The 17,398-nt window shown below is 73.0% G+C and carries 9 protein-coding genes; 4 read left to right on the top strand and 5 right to left on the bottom strand.

Features of this window, described 5'->3' with window-relative positions; all coding sequences use genetic code 11:
- Window positions 1-46 precede the first annotated feature (46 nt).
- Window positions 47-1,105, top strand: a complete 1,059-nt coding sequence (locus AB0K51_RS14110) for a substrate-binding domain-containing protein (RefSeq protein ID WP_363454116.1) — start codon at window positions 47-49, stop codon at window positions 1,103-1,105.
- 126 nt (window positions 1,106-1,231) lie between these two features.
- Here the strand turns inward: AB0K51_RS14110 and AB0K51_RS14105 are convergent, their stop codons facing one another.
- Entirely contained in the window at window positions 1,232-3,733 is a 2,502-nt protein-coding gene (locus AB0K51_RS14105) for an RICIN domain-containing protein (RefSeq protein ID WP_363454114.1), read from the bottom strand.
- Between the two features lie 482 nt (window positions 3,734-4,215).
- Here AB0K51_RS14105 and AB0K51_RS14100 point away from each other — a divergent pair, with 482 nt between their 5' ends.
- The 3 genes from AB0K51_RS14100 to AB0K51_RS14090 all read left to right on the top strand — a co-directional run bounded on the left by AB0K51_RS14100 (window position 4,216) and on the right by AB0K51_RS14090 (window position 7,884).
- Window positions 4,216-4,695 carry an ATP-binding protein gene (locus tag AB0K51_RS14100; protein ID WP_363454112.1) on the top strand — a complete coding sequence of 160 codons (480 nt, stop codon included), beginning with the start codon at window positions 4,216-4,218 and terminating at the stop codon, window positions 4,693-4,695.
- Between the two features lie 183 nt (window positions 4,696-4,878).
- Window positions 4,879-6,009, top strand: a complete 1,131-nt coding sequence (locus tag AB0K51_RS14095; protein ID WP_363454110.1) for a substrate-binding domain-containing protein — start codon at window positions 4,879-4,881, stop codon at window positions 6,007-6,009.
- Window positions 6,010-6,438: 429 nt separating this feature from the next.
- Entirely contained in the window at window positions 6,439-7,884 is a 1,446-nt protein-coding gene (locus AB0K51_RS14090; RefSeq protein WP_363454108.1) for an RICIN domain-containing protein, read from the top strand.
- Window positions 7,885-7,942: 58 nt separating this feature from the next.
- Here the strand turns inward: AB0K51_RS14090 and AB0K51_RS14085 are convergent, their stop codons facing one another.
- The 4 genes from AB0K51_RS14085 to AB0K51_RS14070 form a co-directional block, all read right to left on the bottom strand.
- Window positions 7,943-10,303 (bottom strand): M4 family metallopeptidase, encoded by a 2,361-nt coding sequence (locus AB0K51_RS14085; RefSeq protein ID WP_363454220.1) that lies wholly within the window; start codon window positions 10,301-10,303, stop codon window positions 7,943-7,945.
- Window positions 10,304-10,886: 583 nt separating this feature from the next.
- Window positions 10,887-12,026: an extracellular solute-binding protein gene (locus AB0K51_RS14080; protein ID WP_363454106.1), complete on the bottom strand. Its 1,140-nt coding sequence runs from the start codon at window positions 12,024-12,026 to the stop codon at window positions 10,887-10,889.
- A 114-nt stretch (window positions 12,027-12,140) separates the two neighbouring features.
- Window positions 12,141-14,882 (bottom strand): SpoIIE family protein phosphatase, encoded by a 2,742-nt coding sequence (locus tag AB0K51_RS14075; RefSeq protein WP_363454104.1) that lies wholly within the window; start codon window positions 14,880-14,882, stop codon window positions 12,141-12,143.
- 331 nt (window positions 14,883-15,213) lie between these two features.
- A complete protein-coding gene (locus tag AB0K51_RS14070) occupies window positions 15,214-17,328 on the bottom strand; it encodes a family 20 glycosylhydrolase (RefSeq protein ID WP_363454103.1) in 2,115 nt (704 codons plus the stop codon).
- Window positions 17,329-17,398: the final 70 nt, after the last annotated feature.

The raw sequence follows: 17,398 nt of genomic DNA, 5'->3' as shown, positions 1-17,398 counted from the left end.
GTAGACATTGATCCGGTCTCCGTTCGTACCAGTAGGGGAGGACTCGATGGCCATACCGTCGTCGGAGCGGCACACCCTGATCCTCGGGGTGGTCCGCGAGCTCGGGACGGTACGGGTCGTCGACCTGGCCGACCGGCTCCGCATACCCGCGGTCACGGTCCGCCGGGACGTCGCCGCGCTGGCGGCGGCCGGCCGGCTGCACCGTTCGCACGGCGCGGTCACCGCCGCGGCCGCGGCCGACCCGGCCGAGACCGCCCGGCTCCCGGTGGTGGGGATGCTCGTCCCCACCGTCGGCTCGTACTTCGACGAGGTCATCGCGGGCGCCAGGGCCGCGGCCCGCGGCGCCCGACTGGTCCTCGGCATCGCCTCCTACGACGCCAGGGACGACCGTGCCCAGACCGACCACCTGCTCGCCTCCCGGGTCGACGGGCTGCTGCTCAGCCCCAACTGGCGGCCGGGAGAGCGCGAGGGCTACGAGTGGCTCGACGAGCTGCCCGTCCCCGCCGTCCTGATCGAGCGCCGTCCGGCCCCCGGCAGTCCCGGCGCGGCGCTCGACGCGGTCGGCTCCGACCACGGCCACGGCGTCCTGCTCGCGCTGCGCCACCTCGCCTCCCTCGGGCACCGCTCGGTGCTGCTCGCCGCCCGCGACGACACCTGCACCGCGCACCGGATCCGGGCCGGCTACCAGGACGCCGTCCGGTGCCTCGGCCTCGACCCGCGGCCGGTCCTCGACGTCCGGGACCCCGCCGTCCCCGAGGCCCGCACGGCCGCCCTCGAACGGCTGGCCGACCGGATCGCCGAGGCGGTCGCCGGAGGCGTCACGGCCGCCCTCGTCCACAACGACCGCGAGGCCATCCAGCTGCCGATGCTGCTGCGGGCCCGCGGTCTGCTGGTGCCCGACGACCTCGCACTGATCTCGTACGACGACGTGTTCGCCGCCCTCGCCGCCCCGCCGCTGACCGCGGTGGCCCCGCCGCGCCAGGCGGTCGGCACCACCGCGATGGACCTCCTGCTGCGCCGGATCAACGGCGCGCCCTCGCTGCCCGCGCACCGCATCGACCTCCTCCCGCGCCTCACCGTCCGCGGCTCCTGCCGCAAGCCCTGACCGCACCGCACACCGGCCGGCGCCGGACCGGGAAACGCCCGGGGCCCGTACGCGGTGGCGTGCGGGCCCCGGGTTCTCGGTCGGGGCCCGTACGCGGTGGCGTGCGGGCCCCGGGTCTCGGGCGGGTCAGCCGATCGTCAGGCTGAGGTCGTCGCAGGTGGAGGTGGCCGACGAGTACGGCAGGTAGCAGAAGACCGTGGCCGAGGTGCTGCTCGGGCCGGTGGTGAAGGTCTCGGACTGCGCGGTCCAGCCGGTGGCGGCGGTGTGGGCGGTGAGCTGGGCGCCGCCGTAGTTCTTCACCCCGAAGCTGGTGGTGTTGCCGGAGTCGGCGCGGACCCAGCCGGCGTAGGTGTAGGTGGTGTTGGGCGCCAGCCCGGTGACGGTGTACTCCATCGTCGCGTAGTCGCCCGCCCCGGACTGCAGGCGCAGGTCGTGGCCGGGGCTGTGGGCCGCGGCGTCGGTGACGACGGCGGCGTTGTGGACGCTCCACCCGGCCAGGTCGCCGGACTCGAGGTTGCCGGCCGGCAGGAGGTCGAGCACCGGGAAGGCGAGCGTCTGGGCGGCGACCGCGTGGGTGTCGCCGGAGGTTCCGGGGTTGGCCCAGTCGCGCTGCGGGGCGGTGGTGGCGCCGCCGGTGCCCGCGGTCAGGCTGAGCGCCTGGCCGCTGTAGCGGTTGACCAGGCGGTAGCTGCCGGCCGGCAGCCCGGCGTCCTTGATGCTCTGCACGAACCACTGCGCGCCGGTGCCACTGCCGGTGCCCAGGGTGAGCGGGGCGCCCCAGGCCCGCCCGGAGTCGGCGGTGTCGTTGACGCCGAGGTTCTGCCCGGAGGCGGCGTTGGCGATGGTGAAGAAGCCGTCACCGGTGGCCGTGAACTTCCAGCCCTGCGACGGGGCGGCGCCGCCGACCGTCGTGGTGAGGCCGGACCCGGACTGGGCGAGGTACTGGCCGTTGCCCGCGGCGATCCGGTACGCGGTACCCGGGCGCACCGGCGGCGTGGGCAGGTTGGTCGGGTCGGTGTCGATCGTGGTGCTGACCCACTGGGCGCCGCTGCTGGTCGGGGTGCAGCTGTACATGCAGTAGTTGCGGAAGGTCTTGCCGATCAGGTAGTTGGACGTCTTGCCGGTCGCGTCCAGCACCGAGCGGTACCAGGCGCCGCCGCTGGGGCTGGTGACCGTGCCGATGTCGGTCCACTTCTGGGTGGCGAGGTCGGTGGTCGCGTAGATGTGCAGCGGGGTCGAGGTGGTGGGGTTCTCCGGCCGCGGCATGCCGAGGTACTGGCCGAGGTACGCGTCGTAGGTGACGTTCATCCGGGCCAGCGGCGGGGCGCCGGGCAGCTGACCGGTGCTCAACTGCTGCGCGGTGGTGCCGGTGTTGAACGGGTTGTAGGCGTCGTCGAGGTAGCCGGCGCTGGTCCCGTCCGAGGGGACCAGGTCGGTCTCCTTGCCGCCGACGCCGGGCTGGGTCCAGCTGCCGCCGTACCACTTCTTCCACGAGGACGGCGCGAACTTGGCGGAGATCGGGGCGCGGGCGACGTGTCCGAGGTCGACCCGGCCGCCGCCGGCGGTGTTCAGGATCTGGGTGTCGTAGTAGAGGTAGAAGTACCCGGAGGCGGTGTCGACGAACAGCTTCGGGTCGCCGTCGCCGTAGTAGTAGGTCTGGTTCGGGAACTGGTCCCGGCCGTCCTTGGTCGGGTCGTTGCAGACGGCCAGCTTGACCGTGGCGGTGGAGTCGACGCAGCTCGCGGGCGTCCCGGCCAGGCTGAGCTGTCCCTTGGCCCCGGCGGCGGGCGTGGTGAAGCGCTGCGTCGCCGCGCCGGAGCAGGCCTGGATCGTGAAGGCGGCGCCCGGGCCGGTGCCGGCGGCGGTCAGGCACAGGGCGGAGGCGGGGTTGACCAGGGTGCCGCCGGTGACGGTCCACTTCTGGTTGGCGTTGCCGGTGCAGCCGTACCGGCCGACCGCGGTGCCGGCGGTGGTGCCGCCGCCGCTGATGTCCAGGCACTGTCCGCCGCCGGTGCGGACGCTGCCGTCGGAGGCCAGGGTGAACAGCTGGTCGTTGGCCCGCCAGGTGGTGAACGGCGAGGTGATGATGTGGTCCTTGATCGTCCAGGTGGCGCCGTGGTCGGTGGACTGCGCGTAGTCGATCGAGTCGTAGTGCAGGCCGTCGCCGAACGGGGACGGGGTGAACTCGTTGTGCACGGCCCCGTACCAGTCGCCGGTGTCCGGGTCGATCCAGGTGCCGACCAGATCGCAGTAGTTCCGCTCGGCGTACCCGGCGGTCTGGGAGCCGCGCGGGTCGTAGCTCGACATCAGGCCGGTCGGGCTGGTGTTGCAGCGCACGGTGGTGTCGGCGTTGTCCGGGGTGGAGGAGACCGGGGCCTTGGTGACGCCCGTGTCGATGTCCGTCCCGGTCCAGAACTGCCAGGCGCGGCTGTCCTTGCCCGCGTACAGGGAGTGCGAGGACTGGAAGTAGAACTTCCCGTCGCTGTCGACGAACGGCCACGCCGCGGTGTCGTCGGCGTATGCGTAGGTACCGGTCGCACCGGTGGTGACCGTGTACGTCGGCGTCGCCGCGAGAGCGGACGACGCCGCCTCGGGGCCGAGGGTGGCGACCGCGAGAGCGAGCGGCACCAGGGCCGCGAGGACGGTACGGGACCGCCGTGTGGTTCGAGATGGCATGTGCGTCCTCTTCGTGGGGGCGAGGGAGCCCGATCGGCGGGAGGCATGGGGGGCCGCTGCGCAGGGCGGCCGACGAGGGGTCCCGGTGGGTGCGTCCCTCGACGGACTGCGGGTCGGACCGACTCCAGCCGACCCGCCCGACGTGCAGAAACCTAGGATCGGCGGCGCGCCCGGACAACCAGCAGGCAGCACATGAATTGCAGATGATTGCCCGCTCCAGCCGGGAGTGGCCGATCCGGAGCTGGAGCACGGCGACGAGCCGACCCGCCCAGCCGGGTCCGGCGCCCGCCGGGTTGCCCCCGCCCCGGCCCGGCGTCCTCGCCCCACCCCGTCGTCCCGAATGGGTATCCGCATACCGGCGAACCGCCATGGTTTCGGCGGCGCCGGGCGCGCACCGTTGAGTCAGGAGCCGTCCAGCAGCCCAGGAGCCCCGGATGTTCACCGCCGACCACCACCAGACCGCCACCCTCGAACGCCCCGCGCCGAGCGCGATCCGCGGCGGGACGGCCGTCCGCGTCCTGCCCGCGGTGTCGGACTCGGTGCCCGCGCTCCGGCGGTTCGCCCGCGACGTCGTCCGGCAGTGGGCGCTTCCGGGCAGCGTCGACGAGGCGGTGGCGCTGATCGTGACCGAGCTGGCGGCCAACGCCGTCCGGCACAGCGGTAGTTCGGACGTGACCGTGCGACTCGGTGTCGACCGCCGCGGGCTGACCGTCGAGGTGCGGGACCGGGGGCAGTGGCGTTCGGCCTGCGCGGCGGCTGCGGCCGACCGGCCGGGCGGGTGGGCCGAGAGCTGCGGAGGGCGCGGCCTGAGCCTGGTGCGCGCGTACGCGTCCGCCTGCATCGTGTGGTTCGAGCGCACCGGGACGCGGGTGGTCGCGACGATCCCGCTGGCGAGCGCCGCCGCCGGTCACTGAGAGCGACGCCGCGGATTCCCCACGGGACGCGGGCCCGCTGGATCCGCCGGGCCCGCACCGGATTCATCGGCCATTCATGCGCCCCGGGCGAACGGGGTTACCGCAGCCATCCGGCACAATCCTGGCAGGAGCGGCGACCGCGGTCGGAACACGCTCCGTCAGGCGATGGACCAGGGAGTGCCCATGACCGGCTCGGCTCGCCGACCGTCGGAGGCCGCGGCCCCCGAGGTCCGAGGGCTGAAGTTCCGCACCCTGGCGGACCGCCTGCGCCGCGAGATCGGCGAGGGCCGCTGGCCGGCGGGAAGCCGGCTGCCGACCGAGCCGGAGCTCGCCCGGGCCCACCGGGCCTCGGTGAGCACCGTCCGCCGCGCCGTCGCCGAACTGGTCGCCGAGGAGCTGGTGGTCCGCCGCCAGGGCTCGGGCACCTACGTCCTCGCGCCGAGACCGGCCGGTGGCCGCGCCGCGCTGATCGGCGTCGTCGTGCCCAACACCGCCTTCTACTACCCCCGCGTCCTGCAGGGCATCGAGGAGGAGCTCGCGGCGGCGGGGGCGCGCACCGTGCTCGCCTGTTCCGGCTACGACCAGGCCCGGGAGATCGCGGCCGTCACCGAGATGGTCGCCGCGGGCGCGGACGGGCTGCTGCTCGCGCCCACCCTGACCGGTCCGCAGACCCCCGAGGCGTACCTGGCCCGGCTCGCCGCGTTCCCGGCGCCGGCCGTCCTGGTCGAGCGCCGGGGAGCGGGCCTCGGCGACCCCACCGAGAGCGTCTGCACCCACCACGAGGCCGGCGGCTACGACGCCGTCCGGCACCTGGCGGGGCTCGGCCACCGGATCATCGGGCTGGTGCTGCGCATCCCGAGCCCGACCGCGCAGCCGGTGGCCAGCGGCTTCCACCAGGCCATCCGCGAACTCGGGCTTCCCACCACCGAGTTCCAGGCCGCGCTGGAGGAGTGGAGCCCGGCCGCGGCCGACCGCTGCCTGGCCGGGCTGCGCCGCGTCGGTGCCACCGCCGCGGTCTGCTTCGGCGACCGGCAGGCGGCCCTGGTGGCCGCCGCCGCCCGGCGGGTCGGGCTGCGCGTCCCGGACGACCTCGCGCTGGTCGCCTACGACGACGAGATCGCCGACACCGCCGAGATCCCGCTGACCGCCGTGGCCCCGCCCAAGCACCTGCTCGGCCGTACCGCGGCCGCGCTGCTCCTGAACCGCCTGGCCCACCCGGGCGACTCCCCGCGGCAGGTCCTGCTGCGCCCGGCGATCACCGTCCGGGACTCCTGCGGCGCCGGCCGCCCGCAGACCGCGCCGACGCCGGACTGACGGAGCCCTCGGGACGGCCTTGCCGGGTGCCGGCGTCCGCCGGTTCGTGCGCGACATCATGTTTGCGCAACCATCGGCGAGGTGCGCCCAGTGTCACCACCGGGCGGCCGGAGGTCAAGCCCCGGCCTTGCGTCGCTGCGCGGAAGTGCCGGGTCCGAGGCGGCGCCGCAGCCGGTCGGGTGGTCGACTCCGCTGCCCAACTTCGTCCATGAGCTGCGGTGTTGTCCGCATCGGCAGCTCGCCGCGGCCGTGCCGGGCACCTTGTGCGGGCCGGGAGGCCGGCGGAAACATCCTCGTCATCTGCTCTTGACGTGGCCGGGTCCGCCCTCCAACAATCTGCCTCCTGAGGTCGTGATTGCGCCAACATGCGGAGGAGTCTCACGGCCGGCGGGGGCCCCACCCTGTTCCACTCACGCAAGGTGAACGACCATGCCCGGTAAGAAGAAGACTCTCCTGCTCACGTCCCTGCTGGCCGTCGCGACCGTCGCACTCGGAGTCGGCGACCCCGCCGTCGCGGCAGGTGTCGACGTGACGGTGGCGAACGCGAGCCAGTTCACGGACGCCTCCGGAAAGGCCGTCCAGGCCCACGGCGGCGGTGTCATCAAGGTCGGCGGGTACTACTACCTGTTCGGTGAGGACCGGAACGCCGACAACACCTTCCACTACGTCTCGGTCTACCGGTCGAAGGACCTCAAGACCTGGCAGTTCCGCCGGCACGTGCTGACCCAGGCCACCAACCCGGAGCTGGCCTCGGCCAACATCGAGCGCCCCAAGGTGATCTTCAACAGCACCACCGGCGAGTTCGTGATGTGGATGCACAAGGAGAACAGCACCGACTACGGCGAGGCCCGGGCCGCCGTCGCCACCTCCAAGACCGTCGACGGCGACTACGCGTGGCAGGGCAGCTTCCGTCCGCTCGGCGACCAGATGTCCCGCGACATCACGCTCTTCAAGGACGACGACGGCACGGCGTACATGATCTCGGCCTCCAACGAGAACCGCGACCTGCACGTCTACCGCCTGAGCGCCGACTACAAGAGCATCGACGCCCAGGTGCAGAACCTGTGGGTGGGTCAGTCCCGCGAGGCGCCCGCGATGTTCAAGCGGAACGGCGTGTACTTCCTGCTCACTTCCGGGGCCACCGGCTGGTCGCCGAACCAGCAGAAGTACGGCACCGCCACCAGCGTCACCGGCCACTGGAGCGACCTGAAGGACGTCGGCGACTCCACCACCTTCGGCTCCCAGACGGCCTACGTGCTGCCGGTGCAGGGCACCGCCTCCACCGACTACCTCTACCTGGGCGACCGTTGGGGCAACTCCTTCGGCGGCATGGTCAACGACTCCCGGTACGTGTGGCTGCCGCTGGCCTTCCCCACCGCGACCACGCTGAGCATGGAGTACTTCCCGGAGGTCGCGATCAACGCGGCCAGGGGCACCGTCTCCGGCGTGGGCGGCCCCTGGGAGACGCTGTCGGCGGGACACAGCGGCAAGTGCGTGGACCTCGCGGACTGGTCCACCGCCGACGGCGCGAAGGTGGACCAGTGGGGCTGCAACTGGGGCCTCAACCAGCAGTACTGGTTCAAGGACACGGGCGGCGGGGCGGTGCAGCTGGTCAACCGCTACAGCGGCAAGTGCGCCTCGGTGGACGGGGCGTCCACCGAGGACGGCGCGAAGGTCGTCCAGAACACCTGCGACGCCGCCTCGCTCGGACAGCTCTGGAAGCCGCAGAGCACCGGCACCGCCTTCACCCTCGTCGCGTCGGTCAGCGGCAAGTGCCTGGACGTCGCCGACAAGTCGACCGGCGACGGCGCGGCGCTGATCCAGTGGGCGTGCAACGGCGGCGCCAACCAGACCTGGACCCGCACCACCGCCTGAGAACGAACGGACCGGAGCGGGTGCCCCGCGGGGCACCCGCTCCGGCTCAAGGGGCTTGTCAGTTACCGAGGTTGAGCGCGGTGTCGTCGATCAGGAAGGTGGTCCGGGCGGCGAGGTCCTCCTTGCCGACGAACTGCAGGTTGACGTACTGCCCGGCGTACGCGGACAGGTCGACGGTCTTCTGGACGTAGCCGTTGGTCGCGTTCAGGTTGGACCAGGTGGCCAGCACGTTGCCCTGGGCCTGGACGGTGAGCTTGTCGTACGCGACGGTCGTGGTGCCCTCCTGGGTGGTGATGTTCACCCAGAAGCTGAGCGTCGCCTTGCAGCCCCAGGGGATGTAGACGGTCTGGGACAGCGTGTCGGTGTGGGTGTCGCCCCAGCCGTCGAGGAAGGCCTTCCACGAGCCGGTGCGCGGAGCGGTGTACGGGTTGGTGGAGTCGATCACCCGGGAGGTGGACCCGAACGTCCAGGCCACCTGGCCGGATTCGAAGCCGGGGTTGGCGAGCACCTGCGCCGGCGTGCACTGGCCGATGGTGTAGGTGGTCCACAGGAACGAGACCGTGTCCAGGGCGCCGGTGGTGTCCTTGGCGGTGAAGGTGACGGTGCTCAGGGCCTGGACGGTGGGGGTGCCGGTGATCTTCCCGGTGGCGGAGTTGAGCGTCAGGCCGGCGGGCAGGCCGGTGGCGGTGTAGGTCAGCGCCCCGGGGTTGCTGCTGACGGCCTTCAGCTGCAGGCTCACCGCGGTGCCGGTCCTGGTGACCTGGTCGCCGGGGTTGGTCACGGTCACGCCCTGGGTGATCCGGGCTCCGACGTTGACCGCCGCCCAGGCGTTGGCGGTGTTCTTGTAGGTCGGGCTCGACGCGCCGTACAGGTCGGCGGCGGCCTGGAGGGTCGCGGTGCGGGCGCCCGCGTAGTCGGTGGTCGAGGTCATGTAGGTGCTGAGCGCCCGGAACCAGATCCGGGAGGCGGCGTCCCGCCCGATCGGGTTGACCGGAAGGCCGTCGTAGGTGGGGGAGTTGTAGTCGACGCCGTTGACCCGCTTGGCGCCGCTGCCTTCTGACGCCAGGTAGAACCAGTGGTTGGCCACGCCCGAGGAGAAGTGGACGTCGTTGGAGCCCACGCCGGAGGACCAGTAGTCCTGGGACCAGCCGTCCTTGGAGGGCTTGTCCATGTAGCGCAGCGGCGTGCCGTCGCCGTTGATGTTGATCTTCTCGCCGATCAGGTAGTCGCCCGGATCGGTGGCGTTGTCGGCCCAGAACTCCACGGCGGTGGCCATGATGTCGGAGGTCGCCTCGTTCAGCCCGCCGGACTCGCCGCTGTAGTTCAGGTTGGCCGTGGCGGAGGTGACGCCGTGCGTCATCTCGTGGGCGGCGACGTCGATGGAGGTGAGCGGGTTGGTGTTGCCGTCCCCGTCGCCGTAGGTCATGCAGAAGCAGCCGTCCCACCAGTACGCGTTCACGTACGAGTCGCCGTAGTGCACCCGGCTGTGGGCGCCGACGCCGTCGTTCCGGATGCCGTTGCGGCCCATCACGTTCTTGTAGAAGTCCCAGGTGAGCTGGGCGCCGTACTGGGCGTCCACGCCGGCGGTCTGGGCGTTGCTCGTCTGGCTGTTGCCCCAGACGTCGTCCGCGTCGGTGAACAGCGTGCCCGGTACGTCGTCGGTCTCGACGTGCTGCAGGTCGTAGGTCTTGTGCCCGCCGCGGGAGTTGTCCGTCATGGTGTACGACCCGGCGGACCCGGCGGTGCCGATGGTGACCTGGCCCGAGTACTGGCTGTTGCCGACGCCGGTCTCGACGCCCTGGTACTCGAACAGTTCGGCGCCGGTCTTCGCGTCGGTGATCACGTGCAGCTCGGACGGGGTGCCGTCGTCCTGCAGGCCGCCGACGGTGTTCTCCCAGGCCAGCACCGGAGTGCCGGACCCGGCCCAGACGACCTTGCGGGTCGAGGGTGTCTTCGCGTCCTTCCCGCCCTTCGCCTTGGCCCGGCCCAGGGCGAAGGCCCGGGCGGAGTCGGCGGAGGTGACGGCGACGGTCGAGGGCACCGCGACGGTGGCGGAGCTCGCCCGGTCGACGCCCTTGGTGGAGCCGTCCGGCGCGGTGTGGACGACCAGGTCGCCGCCGAGCACGGGCAGTCCGGCGAAGGTGCGCTCGTAGCGGGTGTGCAGCGTTCCGTCGGCGTCCTGGGTGACGGACTTCGCGACCAACTCCTCCTGCGCGCCCAGGCCCAGGGCCCGGGCGGTGGTCGCGCGGCGGGTGTGCGCGTCGGCCAGCAGTTCCTGCTGCCGGCTCGGGCTCAGCGCGACCTGCGCCGCGCCCGCTCGGGGGGTGGGGTCGGCGGCGCGGTTCTGTGCGGGCAGCCGCAGGCTGCCGAGCTGGTCGGCGCCGGCGGCCGCGCCGGCGGGCAGGACGACGGCGACCATGGCCGCGGTGGCGGTGAGCGCGGCTGCGCTGACCGCCCTTCTGGGGACGTGACTCAACGGGACTCCTCGTGGGGACGGCCGGCGTCGGAGCCGGCCGGCGGAGTGGGGCGACAGGCTGACTGGGCCTCAACTCCGGTTGGAGCCAGGTGAGTCGGGCCAGCCGAGCCAGCCCGAAGCGTTCCATGTTTGCGCGGCCATGTCAGCTGACGGAAGGTGAGTTGTCCGAAAGGCGGCCCCGGGGGTGCCCGGCCCGAAGTCCCGCGCCCCACCGGGGCCGCGGGTGCGCCGGCCCCGACCGGTACCCGCCCGGGCCGCCCGCGCCCTGCCGGGCCGGCGGCGGCACTACCGGAGCAAGACCTGGTGGCAGGGGTTCGGTGGGTCGGTCGCGAGGGCGCCGACCGGCGGGCGGCGCCCGGCGTGGCGGCGGCGGCCTACCGGATCGTCACGTCGTTTCGAGCCGCCGCCGGGCCGGTCCGCGGGAAGGGGCGGCCCGGCGGCCGGGCGTCGCGCCCAAGTGGCCGGAATTCAGCGCATGTTCACGCGGACATCAGCCGTGCGACAGCGGAACGGACGGCCGCCCCGGTCACTTCGGCACGGCGGCGGGCCAGTTGGCCTTCACCACCGCCAGCGCGGAGGTCAGCTGCTTCTGGGTGGGGAAGGTGGTCGTGCCCTCGACCGTCGGCAGCTTCGAGGACAGCGAGGTGTCCAGCGTGCCCTCGGCGGCCATGACGTCCATCAGGACGGGACGCGCGAAGTCCACCAGCCGCAGGTTCTGGCCCTCCGGGGAGATCAGGTACTCCTCCCACAACCGGGCCGCGGCCGGGTGCGGGGCGTCCTTGTTGACGGCCTGCGCGTAGTACTGCGCGAAGCTGCCGTCGAACGGGATGGACACCTTCCAGTCCACGCCCGCCGCCCGGAGCCCGTCGACGTGCTGGAGGTTGAGGTAGTCCCACTCCACGCTGATCGGCGTCTGGCCGCTGGCGATCGCGTCCACGCTGGAGTTGGCGTGGTTGAAGTTGCCGATCCGGTTCAGCTGGGCGAAGTAGTCGATGCCGGGCTGGATGTTGTCGTACGAACCGCCGTTGGCGAGGGCGACCGCGTACACCGCCGCGAAGGCCGACCCGGCGGTGGTGGGCTCGCCGGTGAGCGCGACCATGCCCTTGTACTGCGGGTCGAGCAGCTCGGCGAACGACTCCGGGCAGGTCCTGACCCGCGCGGCGTCGCAGCCGATCGCGACGAAGCCGCCGTAGTTGTTGGACCAGCGGGCCAGGTGGTCCTTCTGGTTGGTCGGGATCCGGTCGTACCTGGCGGTGCGGTACGGGGCCAGCAGGCCCTGGTCCGCCGCGGACTGGGCGAAGGAGTCGCCGAGGTCGAGGACGTCCGGCGCCTGCGGCTGGCCGTGGAAGCGCTTCATGTCGTCGATCTCCTGCTGGCTGGAGCCCTCCGGGTTGTCGTTGACGACCTTGATCCCGTACTTCTTCGCGAACCCGTCCATCAGGCCGCCGTAGTTCGCCCAACGGGGCAGCAGGGTGGTGGTGTTGAGCTGGCCCTCCGCCTGCGCCTGCCTGATCAGCGCGTCCATCCCGCCCACCGCCTGGGCCGAGGCGGCCTGCGCCGCGGGGACGGGGCCGGTGTCCCCCTGCCCGCAGGCGCCCAGCCCGGCGGCCACGAAGCACAGACAGGCGGCCAGCACGGCTGCTCGGCCTCGGCGGGGAGTGACCATGACGCCTCCACGGCGCGATCGGCGGACCTTCGGCCGCCGCACGGTCTCCCGATCGTCACGGTGCGTAGCGGAATCCCGTGCGCGGTGACACTGCGTTCAGTGTACTCAGCGGCCTCAGAGCTCGAGGTCGTCCCAGTCGCCGAGCAGGTCCGCCCCCAGCGCCTCGTCGCCCGGGGCTCCGCTGCCGTCGAGCGCCTGCGAGGACCAGATGGTCTTGCCCCTGGCGGAGTAGCGGGTCCCCCAGTGCTGGGCGTAGCGGGCGACCAGGAAGAGGCCGCGGCCGCCCTCGTCGGTGTCCTTGGCCCGGCGGATGTGCGGAGCGGTGCTGCTCCCGTCGGAGACCTCGCAGATCAGGGTGCGGGTGTGGAGCAGCCGCACGCGGATCGGCTCCTTGCCGTAGCGGACGGCGTTGGTGATCAGCTCGCTGAGGATGAGCTCGCTGCCGAAGGAGATGTCGTCCAGGCCCCAGTCCGCCAGCTTGCGCGCACAGGCGTTGCGGACCGGGCCCACCGCCACCGGGTCGCTCGGCACCTCCCACTCGGCCACCCGTTCCTGGTCGAGCAGCCGGGTCTGCGCGACCAGCAGGGCGATGTCGTCCTCGGGCCGGTCCGGTGGCAGGCCGTCCATCACGGCGGCGCAGACGGCCTCCGGCGAGCGGCCCGGCCCGCCCACGGTCCGGCCCAGGGACTCCAGGGCGGCGTCCAGGTCGCGGTGGCGGTTGCCCAGCAGCCCGTCCGTGTAGAGCACCAGCCGGGAGCCCGCGGGCAGCGTCGTCACGGCCGTTTCCACGGGCAGGCCGGCGCCGAGGCCCAGCGGCGGGGAGACCGGCGGACGCAGGAAGGCCACCGTCCCGTCGGGGTGCACCACCGCCGGCGGGGGGTGGCCCGCGGTCGCCGCGGTGACCTGCCCGGAGACCGCGTCGTAGACCAGGTAGAGGCAGGTGGCCCCGGTGATCGCCGGGACGTCGGCGTCGGCGCCGACCGCGGAGCCGGACGGGTCCGCCGCGCCGCCGACCGGGCGGCCGGTCCGGTCCTCGGTGTCGTCGGCCGAGGGCCCGGCCTCGTCCTGGACGTCGATGCGGGCGACCAACTCGTCCAGGTGGCTGAGCAGTTCGTCCGGCGGCAGGTCCAGGGCGGAGAAGTTGTGGACGGCGACGCGCAGGCGGCCCATGGTGGACGCGGCGTGAATGCCGTGTCCCACCACGTCGCCGACCACCAGTGCGACCCGCGCCCCGGGCAGCGGGATCACGTCGAACCAGTCACCGCCGACGCCCGCCCGTGCGGGCAGGTAGCGGTGGGCCACCTCCAGCTCCTCCTGCTCGGGAAGACCCCGGGGCATCAGGCTGCGCTGCAGGCCCACCGCCATGGCGTGCTCGCGGGTGTAGCGCCGCGCGTTGTCGATGCACGACGCGGCCCGGCCGGCGACCTCCTCGGCGAAGGACACGTCGTCCCCGTCGAAGGCGGGGGAGTCTCCGGCCCGCCAGAAGTTCACCAGGCCCAGGACCGTGCCGCGGGCCTGGAGGGGCACCACCAGCAGGGAGTGCAGGCCGTACTCGAGGATCTGCGCGGCCCGCTCGGGGTCCCGGGCCCGCCAGCCGTCGGCAGCGGCGAGGTCCGGCTCCAGCACGGACTGTCCCTCGGCGATGCCGGCCGCCATCGGCGTGGTGCCCACGAAGTCGATCAGCCGGCCGACCGGGTAGAGCGGGTGGTCCTCGGTGAGCCCGGCGATGGCGGTGCGGCGCAGCCCGGCACTCCGCCCGTCGGGCTCCTCGCCGCGCAGCACCGGGTCGCGCAGTTCGACGGTGACGACGTCGGCGAAGCCCGGGACGGCCACCTGGGCGAGCTCCTCCGCGGTGCGCGCCACGTCCAGCGTCGAACCGATCCGCATCCCGGCCTCGTAGAGCAGCCGCAGCCGCTCCCGGGCCACCTCCACCCGCCCGGTCAGGGCCCGCAGTTCGGTGGTGTCGCGCAGGGTCACCACGTTGGCGCGGTGCACGCCGAAGGGGGTGGTGGACCGCTTGTTCAGGGCCAGCAGCCGGTCGGCCGCCTGATGCACCTCGTCGTTGGCGATCCGGTCCGAGTGCAGGAGTTCGGCGGTTCGGGGGTCGAGGCCCAGGTCGTCGACGTGGCGTCCCTCCGCGTCCGCCGGCAGGTCCAGCAGCCGCCGGGCCTCGTCGTTGGCGAGCAGCAACCGGCCGTCGCCGCCGGTGATCAGCACGCCCTCGCGGACCGCGTGCAGCACCGCGTCGTGGTGCTCGTACAGGCGGGTCATCTCGGTCGGGCCCAGGCCGTGGGTCTGGCGGCGCAGCCGACGGCTCATCAGAGCCGTGCCGCCCGCGGCCAGTGCGACGGCCAGACCGGCGGTGGCCAGGAAGAGCGGCAGCTGGCGGTTGACCGCGTGCTGGACCGACTCCACGGTCACCGGTGCCGACACGATGCCGACGACCTTGCCGGTGGCGTCCTTGACCGGCACCGCCGAGACCACCGAGGGGCCCAGTGCTCCCCGGAAGGTCCTGGTGAAGGCGTTGCCCTGGGCGGCCTGGGCGTACGGGCCGATGACGTGTTTGCCGATCTGCGCCGGGTCGCTGTGGGTGAGGGTGATGCCGTTCAGCTTGTACACGATGATCGCGTCGACGCCGGCGGCCTTCCGGGCGTCCTCGGCGAGCGGCTGCAGGGTCGCGGTGGGATCCGCACTGTCCAGGACCGCGGGCAGTCCCGGGGCGTGCGCGAAGGCCTCGGCGGCGGCGATCGAGCGGTGCCGGGCGTCGGCGGTGGTCTCCCGACGGGTCTGCACCACGACCGCCGCCAGCGCCCCGGCGATCAGCACCAGCACCAGCAGCAGTTGGAGGAGGAACACCTCCCGGGCGAAGCTCCGCGAGGCCCTGGGCCGGCCACCACCCGGCCCGGAGGCCCCGGCCGGGTGGTCCGTCGAACCGGCCGGGGCCGGATCGACGGGCTCGGCTGCACCGGATCGGCGGGACAGCCGATCCCACGGCTTGACCGAATTCGGCCTCATGTACCCATTAATCACGCTCCGTCTCGGCCTGGCAAGGAACGTCACCCACCGTGGCCGACCATGCCGCCGGGGCACGCGCCTCGACGGCAGCTCGTCAGTCGCCGACGGGCCCCCGCCCTTCCCGTGAGCCGGGGGAGACGCCCGCCGATCCGACGTGATCCGAAGCCAACCCCTAGCCGACGGTCCAGTGCTGGAGCGCCGAGCCGGTGTCGGTCTGCTGGGTCACCTGGGCGCCGTTGGCGGTGGAGGCGGTGGTGAGCAGCAGGCCGCTCTTGACCGAGGCGACGGTGTATCCGCCGCCGGTGAGCGCGGTGACGCGCCAGCGCTGGTTGGTGTTGCCGGTGCAGGTCCACTGGATGATCGCGGCACCCGGCGAGGTCGAGCCCGCGTCGACGTCGGCGCAGAGCCCCGAGGTGCCGTTGACGAGGGTGTACGAGCCGTCGGACTGCTGGGTGAAGGTCCACTTCTGGTTGCCGTTGCCGAGCGGGGTCCAGGTGTCGAGGTGGGTGCCGGGGGTGGTCGAGCTGCCGGGGACCTCCAGGGCCTGGCCGCCGGTGGTGAGGGTGTGCACGCCGTTCAGGCCGCCGGAGGGCGCGGGCCAGGGGACGTCCGGGGCGGCGTAGTAGCCGATGCCGGCGGCGTCCCAGCGCGGGCCCTGCGCGGCGAGGCGCTGCTGGAAGCCGGTCCAGTCGTGGGTGGCCTGCGGCGACCAGCCGATCTCGGCGACGGCGGGCAGGCGCGGGTAGCTCATGTAGTCCGCGTACACCGAGGGCTGCGGGAACTGGCTGGTGGAGGTCGGCAGGCTGGTGCTGCCGGCGTAGGCGCGGTCGGCCCACAGCGCGGCTTCCACGCCCGCGATCTGGCCGGCCGGGACGACGGATCCGGTGCCGCTCGTCTTGGCGGTGCTGGTGGTCGGGTCCCAGTCGTACGCCTTCTGGACCGGGACGTAGCCCTCCCAGCTCAGCCCGTACGGCGTGGCGGAGTCGTACTTCATGTCGAGGTACGCGTGGTCGGACGGCGACATCACGAACCTGGCGCCCTGGGCGACGGCGTTGCGGACCGCGCTGATGCTCTTGGTCTCGCTCTTGGTGCCGACCGAGGCCCGGTCGGCGGCGTCGCCCCAGAACTGCATCACGCTGTTCGCGGGGACGGCGGCCTGGCCCAACTGGTGCCAGCCCATCACCGTCTTGCCGTTCGCGCCGACCGCGGCGGTGGCCGCCGAGACGTACGAGGCGTACTGGGAGGTGGTGGCCTGCGGGGTCTCGTCACCGCCGACGTGGAGGTACGGGCCCGGGGTGAGCGCCGCCAACGCGCCGATCACCGTGGTGAGGAAGGTGCTGACGTTGGCGGTGTGCTGGGCGTCGCTCAGGCAGTACAGGCTGATGCCCACGTCGAAGCCCGAGTACGGCTGCGGCGCGGTGTCGTTGCAGTTGAGGTTCGGCACCGAGGCCAGCGCGGCCCAGCTGTGGCCGGGGCCGTCGATCTCGGGGACCACCGTCATGTACCGGGACTTGGCGTACGCCACGATGTCCTGGTAGTCGGCCGCCGTGTAGTACCAGGAGGTGCCGCCGGTGAAGCCGCTCTGGGTGCTCGCGCCGACGGTGGTCAGGCTCGGGATCGCGCCGACGGCGATCCGCCAGCCCTGGTCGTCGGTCAGGTGCAGGTGGAGCATGTTGACCTTGTACGCGGCGGCCTCGTCGATGTACCGCTTGACCTGCGCGACGGGGAAGAACCGGCGGGCCACGTCCAGCATCACGCCGCGGTAGCCGTACCGGGGCGAGTCCGAGATCTGCACCGGCGCGACCGTCCACGGGCCCGGCTTGACGGTGGGCGACTCCGCGGCGGCGGGCAGGAGTTGACGCAGGGTCTGGACGCCGCGGAACAGGCCCTCCGCGCCGTGCGCGGTCACGGTGACGCCCCCGCTGCCGGAGGTCAGCGTGTAGCCCTCGGACCCCAGGCCGACCGGGCCGGTGGGGTCCAGCACGATCGCCTGGGCCTGCGGCTGCGCCGAGTTGACGACCGGAAGGGTGAAACCGGTGGCGGGTGCGAGCAGCCCGGCCAGGTAGCCGCCGACGGCGGTGGCGTCGGCGTCGGTGCCCACCACGTCGACGGGGGTCTGCGCGGTGAGGGTGAAGCCGCTGCCGGTGACGGCGGTTTCGGAGACCGGCTGCGGGACGACCGCGGGTGCCGTGGTGACCGCCGCGGCGGTCGGTGCGTACAACAGGGGCAGGGCGAGGGCGAGGCTGCCGAGGAAGGCGAGACAGCGCCCCGATCGGAGGGATCTCATCGGGAAGGGAACTCCTTGAGCGTCGGGACAGCCGCCCGGGCGGGCGGAAGCGGGAGGGGAGCGCGGCGCC

Origin of the sequence: Kitasatospora sp. NPDC049285 (genome assembly GCF_040678815.1) — a bacterium.
GTDB lineage: Bacteria > Actinomycetota > Actinomycetes > Streptomycetales > Streptomycetaceae > Kitasatospora.
The sequence above is the reverse complement of the archived record's forward strand: the minus strand, read 5'-3'. Positions and strand labels throughout refer to the sequence as shown.